This is a genomic window from Vibrio pectenicida (genome assembly GCA_024347015.1).
Taxonomy (GTDB): domain Bacteria; phylum Pseudomonadota; class Gammaproteobacteria; order Enterobacterales; family Vibrionaceae; genus Vibrio; species Vibrio pectenicida.
In genome coordinates this window covers 1,456,876-1,468,401 of the sequence record AP024889.1, presented here as the reverse complement: position 1 = coordinate 1,468,401, position 11,526 = coordinate 1,456,876, and the positions used below count along the sequence as shown (strand labels likewise).

Below are 11,526 nucleotides of genomic sequence, written 5' to 3'. Positions count from 1 at the left end.
TTACAAGAGAGCCCTCAATGAAAAAGAATCAGATCATCACTACAGAAGATATTCTATTAAAACTCTGTCAATCCGTATCAAGTATACTTAGCGAAGCAACAGGCTCAGAGATCCATTATTCTGCAATGGTACAAAAAATCACCAAAACAGGCCTTAAACCCGACTTTGGCTGCTTTGTCTTGTTTGATGGAGGATTTTCTGGGTTAGTTGTCATCAATTTCGCATCAAAAGCAGCATTAGAGCTTTATACGAACTATATGCGTCATATGGGCATGCCAGAAGAAGAATTAGCTACATTACATACCTCAGATGAGGTAGCAGATGTATTAGGTGAGCTCATGAACCAGATCGTGGGGGGGTTTACTAACCAAATTCGTAAAGATTTACAAACTCATATCACTCAAAACCAGCCGAAAATGCTTACTTTAAATAAACAAGTGATCTTATCAGTCGACACGAACCTTGATCGACCTCAAGCTCGTCGAGTAACGTTTTCTACCGAGACTGGCAATATTTTCTATTTAGAGCTTGCCATGGATAAAACGGAGTTTATTCAGCTTGAGGAGTTTGAGACTCATGAAGAAGAAAGCGCTGACTCGATTTTAGAACAAGCCTTAATGGATATGGATACAAAAGAAGATAAAAAAAGTAAAGGGGAATCAAATGCACAAGCCTCTGATCTGTTAGATGATCTTGGTATTTAAGCTTAATATTTACATTTTGTCTCAAGCCGCTCTTTGATGCAGCGGCTTCTTGTTGTTATTTAATGAATGTTTTTTACCTCAGTTTCTTACTTCAAGAGTTCCGTTTTAATGTCAGAAGAGTTAAAATAATCGACTTCTTTAGAAAGCAGTGAGATTTTCTGTTGTCGATGGATAAACAAAAAGCCTTAAAAAAGATTGCTAAATGTCTTGAGCTTGGTAACTCTGCCAATGTCAATGAAGCCGCCAATGCGATAAAAATGGCGCATAGTCTAATGCTCAAATATGGCTTAGACAAAGATGATATTGAATTTATCAAGATGGGTAAAACCCAATCGACACATCTCTTACCTTCTAGCATAAGCTCCACCCTGCTTCGAATAATTCGTGGTATCAATACCAAATTTGGTGTTGAAGCAGTCTTAACAAACCACAAAGGGCTAAAGAGAGCCGAGTTTATTGGAGAAGCAGATCGCGCAATATTTGCTGCATTTGCATTTGATATCGTTTATCGTGAACTCAATGAACAGACAGGAAAGTTTCGCAACAGCTTCGCGGGAACTGGCACCTCAAACACAGAAGTCACTCGCCGAGTTAATTCTTTCGTTTCTGGTTGGGTGGAAGGTGCACTTGAAAAGCTACCTATGATTAATCCAGATGAAGACTCCTGTAAAAAAATCGATGATTATATAGATAAAGAGTTCAAGAACATCGATCGTGAAACCTTCAAAAAACAGTTGCAAGAAGCCATGAAAAACCTAACCGAGGACTACGAAGTCGGTTTAAAAAAAGGTCGTTCAGTCTCTGTCAACCGCCCTATTGATGGTGCACAATCTCCTAAAATGCTACGTAAACAGTCACAATAACAAGTATAACATGGCTAAATATCAGCCAGTTATGTCTGATATCAGTAAATATTTAGCAAACTAGTGTTTATATAATTGACACAAATATCATCTATGGCATTAATTGGGTTTGGTACTATGGCTTACACATAGGCACCTCTCAACAATGAGCACATATGGAGATATACTTGTGAACAAATTAGCTTTAGCAGTAGTGATAACTGCTGCACTTTCAGGTTGCCAAGCAACTCAGCGAGAAAATGCCACCACAGGCGAAAGCGAGACGAACTCAGCAACCAAAGGTGCTTTATTAGGCGCACTTGCAGGTGTTGCCGTCGGCCTAGCTACTGGTGATGATGCGACAGAGCGCCGTCAACACGCATTGATTGGTGCTGCTGGCGGTGCTGCTATAGGCGGTGGCGTGGGTTATTACTTCGATCAACAAGAAACCGCTTTACGAAAAGAACTATTAAATTCTGGTGTACAAGTTGAGCGTGTGGGTGAAAATCAGCTATTACTTCGAATGGAGAACGGTATTGGATTTCAGAGTAGTGCTTATAATCTCGACCCTAGTATCCATAATACACTGAACGGCGTAGCAAAAATCCTGGTTCAGTACCCTGATACAAGCCTTGTTATCGAAGGGCATACCGATAGTACAGGCAGCAATAAGACCAACCAAGTACTGTCTGAGCGAAGAGCTGAGTCTGTGCGATCCTATCTTATTTCTAAGGGTGTTGTCTCTGGCCGTGCAGTTGCTCGTGGTAATGGTGAACGCGTTCCCATTTGCACTAACACTACCAGTGAAGGTCGTGCCTGTAATCGTCGCGTAGAAATTAAAATATTACCTCTTAAATAGACAATCTTGACCTGACTTATTGTAGTATTTTTCTCATTATCAAGATAAATACATTACACTATAGGTCAGGTCCATTAGCTTACTTCGTAAAGGAATACATTGAAATTTGTTAGCCTTTCACTGTTATTGTTCTGCTCTTTTTGTATGGCGGAGTCCATTGACGCTTTAACAGAAAAAGCGCAAAATAATGACGTTCAGGCTCAAATACAACTTGCTGAGCAATTTTTGACAACTTCTTCACCAACTTCACGTGTCGATGCACTTTACTGGTTTGAACAAGCAGCAAATAACGGTAGTTCACAAGCAGCTGCTCGCTTAGCGGCTCTTTACTTAGAGGAAGGGGCTTCAAAACGCGATATCCAAGAAGCCATCTACTGGTTAACTCGTTTGGCACTCGAAGGCAGTACTGATGCTCAAATCAATTTAGGCAAAGTTTACGAAAGTTTGTCCCAATTTCCAAAGACACTAGACTTAGCGGAGGTATGGTATCGAACCGCATCAGCTGGAAATACGCAGGCCGAAGAAGCCTATTCTGGTGTGTTAGAAAAAAAGTTTAACGCCCAAAGGGCAAAGCAAATCTCATCAATAGAAAAGTTGGAAATTCAGTTTAACGATCTTAGCCTTAAACTTGATCCCATTGCCAAAAAAGTACTAGGTTCGTCAGTCAATAACGATAGTTTAATCTATGTCCTGTTGGGATTCACCTTCCTGCTCATCCTAGTTATTGTTTGGTATCATATAAAAATGCGCAACCTATCCCTTAAATCTGGGACCTCAGAAATTGATTTTGGTTTAGAAAAGCATCAATTCCAATCCCAGCTTAATGAGAAAAACCAACAACTTAAACAGCAGAAAAAACAACTAGAAACTCTTTATCGACAGTTTAAAAAAATTCAATCATCACAGCAACAAAGTGCGGCAAAGCCTACTCCCCCCCCAGCCAAAGATCAAAAACTTCCCCTTGCTTGTGCTTTGTTTGGCTTTCAGATCAATGCTATTCCAAATGAAAAAAATATAAAGATTCGATATAAGCAGCTATGCAAAATTTATCATCCTGATCTAAAAGGCAGCGATGATGAAATGAAACGCCTCAATGGTGCACTCAAGATTATCCTTCACCATGTTAGCGCTCAACTACAAAGATAACGTGCTTTCATTAACCATTAACCATTAACCAAAGCCTACAACCCTTTTTCTAAACACTCACTGACGTAATCGATTCCACTCGCATTTCAAATAACAAATAGTTAACTTTTATTTATTAGACATGTAATAATTCGCGCCGAAAATAACACCGAAGAATAGCTCTAGGAGAAAAGGATGTTTACTATTGAAGGTGTTTGCGACTGGTGCAAAAAGCTAAGCCTAGTTGCTAAACATGAGTATATTGATGGGTTATGCCATCAATCATGTGCAGAGTGTAATGACATAGCAAAATTAGACGTTCGCCAATTCAATGCAGACGAGCGCCAGCAGCAAGCAAAAAACATTCAGCCTTAGGTACTCAACATTTTTATAAAGAAGACCTAGTCGCGTACATACTGAACAGCAATATGTACGCTTACTATTGCTTTGCTATTTAAGCAACAGGTCAGTAATAACCCTTTGTAAACGTCGTGTTAGGTAAAGGCGATGCTATTAAGTTTAACTCGCTAATATCTATTGGATAAATATAGGACTCACTGGTATTTGCTTCTGCTCGTTCCCACATCTGTATATAAGCTTCTGCTGAACTCATGATTCCTTCATAAACTCGCTCTGAACCTTGCTCGCGCATATCTTGAATATGATCGGCCAGCATACCGTAGTGCGCCATCCCTTCCTGATTAAAATCAAACACCCGATTTCCTGATACTTGCTTGTCAAACACTAAGCCAAATTCAGACACAAAAGGATATTTGAGAGGATTGCTAGACGAATCAAACCTCGGACCCGGCTGAGTACCCAAGCCATTCATATCGGTGCCGACTCCAACTCCGGCAAGATAAGGTGTTTTTTCTAACTCATCGAGATACCTAGACACCTTGCCTTGCATTTGATACGCATCCCCATTGTAAGGTCCAACAAAGCCGCCAGCATGAATTAAGCGCTTAGTATTGTTATGTAGCCCACCTATTCTTGATGTATTCATCCAGCTGTGAGATGAAATTACACCGCTGTATTGCCTCTGCTCAACGATATCCATTACAGTTGTTGCCGTATCAGGACTCATGTGGTCCATCTCAATCATCATCTTTTTATCAATCATTCGGTTTACTAAGTACTCACCCAGTGTACTTAAACCATGCTGATTACAATGCAAAATACTTTCATCATATTGAGGGTTTAAGTCAACAGCATCAAGGATAGTCTTAATAAAAGGCAGCTGACCAATCAAAGGAAAACCAGGGTAAAAATGTTTGTCTGTACCCGTTTGCAAATCACACTCTTTGGTTTCAAAAAAGTACCCTGTCGAGAGCAGTTGGCCAATATTAATAAACTCATGTTCAACTCGAGAACCTGCGATTTGGTTATCAAACTTATGAGTAGGAAAAACCACTCTCACCCCAAAATCATAAATTTCATTGAGCCCTGCTTCAATGGTTGCACGATTACAGACATCCTTTTTACCACAATTGAAGGTTTCAGAAGCTTCCACTCCCATCAAGACTGCCATTTTCCCTTCAGAAATAACCTGTCTAGCTTGACTAGGCGAACTCACCAAGCGGAAAAAAACCTTCCCTTTGCCACCCGCTTGAGCATCGATATAGTCCTGCATTTCATTTAATCTTTGGATTTGTAACCGAATACTGTCCATTGTGTTGCAGCTATTAGGGTTTATCCAACTACCTGGATTCACTGTTGACTGGACATGACAAAGCACTTCATTTTCCACCAAATGACTGACCATTAACCTCAATCCAGATAAATATGCCCGCTCTATCCACTTGTAGTAATAACCCATATGACTCATTTCTTTATGGTTGGGCCAAAAAGGAAAATCAGGCCAACCGCGAGTATCGTATCTATGTTTAATATCATTAAAGGCGAGTAAGTTACCAATGATATCAAGTGAACCATTTGGACCGTGGGCTTCGGCGCTATCTTTTAACGCTTCTTCAACCCCCCACGGATGAAACGGCTTACCATGCATCATTTTTCCGCCCATAAACTCGTATGACGTAATATGAGTATGCGGATCCGCATACCCCCTAATTGGCTGTGTCATATCTCCAACTAATGCCAAGTGATTTCCTGTCACGTTTACTTCAACTTCAGGAAAGGGCTTACAACCTGATTGCTCAACCAATTGGAATTCTCTCTCGCTGTTTTTATATCTTGGATTTAGTAAGTCAAAAAAGTACAACCCACCATCTTGCCAGTTATGCCTTAAACCCATGTTCAGCGCCTTGTTATATAGCCCAAAACGCTGCTCACCTTCAGTCACAGTTGACGACACTACCCACTCAGTAAATGTGCCTACATAACGCCCAGCACTTAGCTGTGCTGGCAAATGACTGGCTAGAAACCGCCCTTCTCTGTCGGTCAGTAAGTAGTTTGAAAATGATGTCGGCTTAAAATAAAACCGCTCTGCTTGGCTTTCAGGGACCGGTTCAAACCGATAGCTCAGACCATCATTAACTGGCCCTCCTTGATCGTATTTGGTTAGAAAAGTTCCATTATGGGGAGATTGGATGGAGTAGCACCCTTGTGCTAGTTGGTTTACAACTTCGTTCATTGGTTCGGCATGAGTATTTGCAGAAACAGCAACAGCGCAGATCACCAAGCCAGAGCAGAAAGTATTTTTCATTGTGCTCTTTTCCTTGTTATTTGCATTAAGCCTTACTACTGACGTTTGAGTTGATATTAAGCAACAAAAAAATGTGACTCGATACATATCAACATTAACAAAATAGTCAGAAAAAGAGGCGAATGCCAGAACAAGATCACAAAGAGTTTCACTTTAAATGATAGAAGAAATCTTATATTTGTCTGAGTTGGCAGTAGTGAGGTTTACGTAAGGTTTAATACTTCTCACCAACGTATAAGTGAAGTGGTTCTTCTCGATGTGAAAAAAACCACCTTGCTTAGCTGGATCATTTGGTTGTATGCACTTGGGCTATAAATCCGTCAAAGTATGCTCTTACCCTGATGACGCCCTAAGATATATTCTAATGCTTTATCAGCATCGACCAATCCTAATCCTGTATTGAATGAACCTAAGCCAGAAGGACGTGTATTTATTTTGAGTGCTTGGACTACATTGTTGACTACATTTGGTGCTTGTTGAGGATGGTGTTCTAAATAAGCTTGCCACAATAATGCACTTATAGCGGCTAATTGCGGGGCAGCAAAAGAACTCCCTGATTCGAAATTACCAGTAGACCAAGTGTATACCGCATCAGCTGGTGTGCTTAAACTTCTTGAAATTGCCATAGCGTTATGACCAGGAATAGTTGCACTTAATGCTATTTGACGAGCAAAAGTGTCTAGATTGATCGCCAGTAATAGGTTATCGGTATTGGTGGTAATCGTTGGCAAAAATTCTTTAATTAATGTTAAGTCATAGGAAAATAAATTTCCGGTAGCTTCTAAGCCAAGACTTTGCCTTAATGGTGTCACGTTAGCATCCAAATCTGTCCCTGTATTACCAAGAGATTTGGTGACGATTGTCCGGCTGAGTATATTGCTTAATTGTTGTGAAAATTGTGGATCTAACTCGTTATCTACAGCAGAAAATGCGCGACTCATATTGATGATGTTAACGTCAGTTCTACTCTGAAGGTAAGCCATGGCTTGATGGTAGGTATTGGATTCCGCGCTTATGGGTATAATTGTGGCATAAGGAGCAATTGAGAGAATAATATCAATAACAGAATTGCCATGGTTAAGTTGTACAGGATCGCCGAAATTCTGTATTGCTTGTATATTAGCATTAGAATAGTGTTCAATTTGCTTTGCAAGTAACACAGGGTCAAATAAATCAAATACAGCTATTTTTATATTTAACCCTTTATAATCATTTGTAAGAGTATGGTGATTTAAATTAAAATTCGGATGTATACTGAGTACGATCTGATTGATATTGTATCTAAGGTTATTTATGGTGAATTTAGCTTGATCGAATTCAAGTTTTACGCTTTTCTGGTACTGTTCTGATTGAAATGATAATAACAATGTGGCCAAGTCTAAAAAATTTGTTATGTCTTGCCCCCAACGATGCATATTAAGCTCATTAATAACATAATTAGAATTTATTCTGCTATAGTCAATATTGTTATAATTTTTCAACAATACCGACACCTCCTCTTCCCATGTCCAAAACGAAATACGCTTTAATGTATTTAATGCAGATTGATGCTCAAGTTTATTATTTGAATATAGATATTCACTTGCTGATAATGGGAATGTGTAAAATAATATGGTTGCTATTAAAAGCTTCATGAAATTATTGATCTTATTATATTTAAACTTATAGTACATACACTTCATCCTTGCGTGTTTATTGTATTTAATATGTTATACACTTATGTTTAGGTGTCAAAATAAAATAATAAAACCATGATAAAAAACACCTTAACACTATTATTTCTGATTAACATAAATCAGGAACGTCTATCTAAACCACATATCGATTTATCTGCATTTTTGATAACTTACGCTAACGCTGAACCTATTCAGTTAGCCACAACAAATCGCTTAAGCAAAGTAACAACGGGTAGAAATTGTAGTAGTGTGATGGTGAATCCTAGGAGGAAAGTGCCTGTCCTCGTAAACCCTCCTAGCTGTAATGATTTTACAAGGACTAAGTAACAGCGACCCTGTAAATAGACCTATATAGGTCTTCCATTTTGATTGGTTTGGGTAGAACGTCTTCAAACCCTTTACTAAGGTAGTCCTTGATTTCACTCTCTTGTACGTTCGCGGTAACCGCTATAATAGGGATATCTGGTCGTGATAGCTTAATCTTTTGGCAAGCGGTCACTCCATCCATGATCGGCATTTGGATATCCATAAGAATTAGATGAATTTCATCAGAAACCATGTCCATAGCTTCTTGCCCATCACTAGCAATAACTGGTGAAATACCAATATTATTAAGGAATTTAGTGATAACAATTTTATTAACTCTATTATCCTCTGCCACAAGGACACCTAAGCCTTTAAGTGCAGAGTAATACTCAGGATCTTTTGTAGCATCTACCTTTACTACCCCATCATCAATAAACGGAAAATTGAGATGTAAAATAACCGTAGTTCCAGTACCTAGCTCACTTAATACTTCTATTTTTCCGTCCATTACGTCCATTAGTGATTTAACAATGGACATTCCCAAACCAGTACCACCATACGTACGTGAAATAGAGCTATCACCCTGTTCAAATTCATTGAAAAGTTTTGCTTGAGAGGTAGGGCTCATCCCGATTCCAGTGTCAGTAATATCAACCCGAAGATCTCCTGCCACACCTAACTCTTGAACGGTTAAAGTCACAGACCCGTTTGCGGTAAACTTTATTGCATTATTTAGTACATTAAATATAACTTGTTTAAAGCGTAAGCCATCACAGAGGCGAATTGGCGAGTCGATATTATTAGATAAATGAAAATCTACGCCTTTATTTTCGCATACCGTTGTATAAATCTTCTCAACGGAAGTTAACAAATCTGTTATATTATATTCTTCTATATTAAGGGTGTATTTATTTGAGTTAAGTTTAGCGAAATCAAGAATATCATCAACTAGCTTCACTAGCATGTCACTACATAAAATTGCATTCCTCACCAGTACCTGAGTTTCTTTGCCTACTTCATTAGAATCAATCAGTTGTAAACTGCCATGAATACCATTAATAGGCGTTTTAAGCTCGTGAGATATTTTCGCCAGTAAGTCAGACTTGGCATGGTTTGCATCTTCTAACTCTGATGTTAATGCTTCGAGATCTTGCACTTTGCTTTCCAGTTCTTCAACGTTTGAGCTGATAATACTCTCTGTTTTTTTGTTATAACGATAGAAATAGATTAATAATGATAAAAATAAGACAAATAATAAAAAGACTGAGCTGAGGAGCCAGTTTTTTGTTGCCGTTATTTCTTGTAGGAGCAAGACTTCGTTGTGATGTATGGACTTTCTCAGTGCTTGAAGCACGTACTTTTCGTACTCTGCTTTGATAACTGAGTATTTATTATTTAACAATAAAGATTGTGCATCAGAATAGCGCTGCTTTTTGACTAGATCAATCGCCCTCATTTCTATCGCTATAAGCTGCTCATTAGTGTGTGCAGTAGCTTCAATGACCTCTTTTATTTTAGGCTCTAAAGATTTAGCCATCTGTAACGCGTTATCTAGCCTATGCGCTGTTTCTAAGTAACGTTCTTGCCATAGAGGATTTTGAGTGAATGCATACATTCGAGCAGACATGGTTAATACTTCATCAAAATATATAATGTCTTGAGTAACTTGCTTAATCGCTGATAGGTGCTTTTCTATAGCGTTTCTCTCGTGAAGATTATTGAACAAAAATGGAGTGAGCAATAAAACACCTCCACCAAAAACACAAATCAAGATGATGATATTGATTTTGAGAGTATTCATTTTGTTCAGGTCTTGTGGCATAAATAGCTCTATAAAATATTGTATATTTTCATTTATTATAGAATATCTACAAATCTCTTATGTAATGTGGATTAGAGAAAAGAATGGGGGTTACATGACAAAATCACTCAGTAGTTAAAATACGTGAGAATAGCTTCGTGAAGACAGACAGGAAAGTCGGGAATTACGGGGACACACACCATATCGACACTGAGTTGATAAATAGTGAAAAGAACTGCGTGACGAACCAAGTGATGGGAGCCAATGTGTTATTGGCCGGCTTACTTGGTTTGTTAGCTGCTCTTCGCCAATGCCAATTTAGTGCCGAACCCAATAAATACAACACCCGTAATTGAGTTTAAACAAACTTTGAATCTAGGATGGCTCGTTGCGCTTTTCACCTTGATTAGAGTAAAGACCATAGCCGAAAACCAAACCCAAGTTTGCAACTAGATAACAGTTGTATAGGTGCTGGCAAATACATCAAAATAAGCAGCACTTCTAGGTTACTGAAGCCAATATGCCTAATATTGTTAATTTCATAAATTTAAGTGGCAATTTCATCGCCTAGCGTTAAAACTTTAACAACACGGAGGTGGCTATGAAAAAATTCAATAATATACTGTTCTTGAGTAAAGGTGTGATGAATCATAATGATTCTCTTGCTCAGTCAATTCATCTAGCTAGTAGGAACAAAGCTAAATTGACAGGCCTTGTGGTTTGCCCTCACCTTCCCGACGATATGATCGAATATGAAGAACATTATGAAGGTTCACTTATAGAATCGCTACAAAGTCAAATCCAAAGTAGCTTATTGATATCTATAGATGATATGGATATCGCAGTAGAACTGATTGTAGCCGAAAAGCCGGATATAGAAACCATTCGGTATATCCAAAAACACAAGATTGATTTAGTCATCAAAGAGGCCGAATCTAGCAAAAATCATAGTTACGGCTTACGTGCGATTGATATGAACTTACTACGTAAATGTCCATGTCCAGTCTGGCTTAACCGTCCAAACAATCAGCCAAGTGGGAAGCAAAGAGTTGCCGTTGCCATTGATGCAAATGTAACCACAGAAGAAGAGCGAGCCCTATCTATTGATCTTCTTCAGCTAAGCCGCACAATTACCGACAATTGTGATGGTCAGCTTCTTATTATTTCTTGCTGGGAATATGTGCTAGAAAGTTATTTGAAAGATAATGTGTGGCTTAAACCTTCTGAGGAAGAGCTAGAAAACCACATAAAGTCAGCTAAACAGAAACATTCAGTTGCATTAAAAGCGCTAATCGATGATTCAGGTATTGGGGGAGATATTAGTGTTCATCAACTTCATGGCACACCAGATGATGAAATTCCCACTTGTGTTGAGCAGAACAAGGTAGATATTCTAGTTATGGGTACTTTAGCTCGTACAGGAATAGAAGGTGTCATTATAGGCAATACCGCCGAGAATATTGTACAAAATGTCAGTTGCTCACTTGTAGCATTGAAATCAAAACAATTCAGCTCTTCGATAGAGTAGCCAGATTTTGCTGATATAGA

At 38.7% G+C, this 11,526-nt stretch carries 10 protein-coding genes; 7 read left to right on the top strand and 3 right to left on the bottom strand.

Translation table 11 applies throughout. The features are described from left to right. Positions 1-17 precede the first annotated feature (17 nt). The 5 genes from OCV27_RS06985 to OCV27_RS06965 all read left to right on the top strand — a co-directional run bounded on the left by OCV27_RS06985 (position 18) and on the right by OCV27_RS06965 (position 3,905). Positions 18-704: a DUF3334 family protein gene (locus OCV27_RS06985; RefSeq protein WP_125320657.1), complete on the top strand. Its 687-nt coding sequence runs from the start codon at positions 18-20 to the stop codon at positions 702-704. 167 nt (positions 705-871) lie between these two features. Then, on the top strand, positions 872-1,567 hold the full coding sequence (locus OCV27_RS06980) for a DUF2786 domain-containing protein (RefSeq protein WP_125320656.1): 696 nt from the start codon (positions 872-874) through the stop codon (positions 1,565-1,567). Positions 1,568-1,736: 169 nt separating this feature from the next. Then, the gene (locus OCV27_RS06975; RefSeq protein WP_420919476.1) at positions 1,737-2,405 is read left to right on the top strand and encodes a YiaD family glycine zipper/OmpA-like lipoprotein; all 669 of its coding nucleotides are present in this window, start codon (positions 1,737-1,739) and stop codon (positions 2,403-2,405) included. A gap of 99 nt (positions 2,406-2,504) precedes the next feature. After that, a complete protein-coding gene (locus OCV27_RS06970) occupies positions 2,505-3,551 on the top strand; it encodes a J domain-containing protein (RefSeq protein ID WP_125320654.1) in 1,047 nt (348 codons plus the stop codon). 174 nt (positions 3,552-3,725) lie between these two features. Then, positions 3,726-3,905 carry a hypothetical protein gene (locus OCV27_RS06965; RefSeq protein ID WP_125320653.1) on the top strand — a complete coding sequence of 60 codons (180 nt, stop codon included), beginning with the start codon at positions 3,726-3,728 and terminating at the stop codon, positions 3,903-3,905. Positions 3,906-3,996: 91 nt separating this feature from the next. On the opposite strand, the gene OCV27_RS06960 is transcribed toward OCV27_RS06965, so the two are convergent. The 3 genes from OCV27_RS06960 to OCV27_RS06950 all read right to left on the bottom strand — a co-directional run bounded on the left by OCV27_RS06960 (position 3,997) and on the right by OCV27_RS06950 (position 9,999). After that, entirely contained in the window at positions 3,997-6,195 is a 2,199-nt protein-coding gene (locus tag OCV27_RS06960) for an amidohydrolase family protein (protein ID WP_125320652.1), read from the bottom strand. Positions 6,196-6,515: 320 nt separating this feature from the next. Continuing rightward, positions 6,516-7,868 (bottom strand): S8/S53 family peptidase, encoded by a 1,353-nt coding sequence (locus OCV27_RS06955; RefSeq protein ID WP_185759759.1) that lies wholly within the window; start codon positions 7,866-7,868, stop codon positions 6,516-6,518. A 322-nt stretch (positions 7,869-8,190) separates the two neighbouring features. Continuing rightward, on the bottom strand, positions 8,191-9,999 hold the full coding sequence (locus tag OCV27_RS06950; protein WP_125320650.1) for a hybrid sensor histidine kinase/response regulator: 1,809 nt from the start codon (positions 9,997-9,999) through the stop codon (positions 8,191-8,193). Between the two features lie 137 nt (positions 10,000-10,136). Between OCV27_RS06950 and OCV27_RS06945 the strand changes: the two genes are divergently transcribed. Further along, positions 10,137-10,334, top strand: a complete 198-nt coding sequence (locus OCV27_RS06945) for a hypothetical protein (RefSeq protein WP_125320649.1) — start codon at positions 10,137-10,139, stop codon at positions 10,332-10,334. Positions 10,335-10,579: 245 nt separating this feature from the next. Then, positions 10,580-11,506, top strand: a complete 927-nt coding sequence (locus OCV27_RS06940; RefSeq protein ID WP_125320648.1) for a universal stress protein — start codon at positions 10,580-10,582, stop codon at positions 11,504-11,506. Positions 11,507-11,526: the final 20 nt, after the last annotated feature.

Bases quoted from the DNA above. Each gene is read 5' to 3' on its own strand.
- OCV27_RS06960 (WP_125320652.1), bottom strand. From the start codon at position 6,195: ATGAAAAATACTTTCTGCTCTGGCTTGGTGATCTGCGCTGTTGCTGTT.
- OCV27_RS06950 (WP_125320650.1), bottom strand. From the start codon at position 9,999: ATGCCACAAGACCTGAACAAAATGAATACTCTCAAAATCAATATCATC.
- OCV27_RS06980 (WP_125320656.1), top strand. From the start codon at position 872: ATGGATAAACAAAAAGCCTTAAAAAAGATTGCTAAATGTCTTGAGCTT.
- OCV27_RS06940 (WP_125320648.1), top strand. From the start codon at position 10,580: ATGAAAAAATTCAATAATATACTGTTCTTGAGTAAAGGTGTGATGAAT.
- OCV27_RS06985 (WP_125320657.1), top strand. From the start codon at position 18: ATGAAAAAGAATCAGATCATCACTACAGAAGATATTCTATTAAAACTC.
- OCV27_RS06955 (WP_185759759.1), bottom strand. From the start codon at position 7,868: ATGTACTATAAGTTTAAATATAATAAGATCAATAATTTCATGAAGCTT.
- OCV27_RS06965 (WP_125320653.1), top strand. From the start codon at position 3,726: ATGTTTACTATTGAAGGTGTTTGCGACTGGTGCAAAAAGCTAAGCCTA.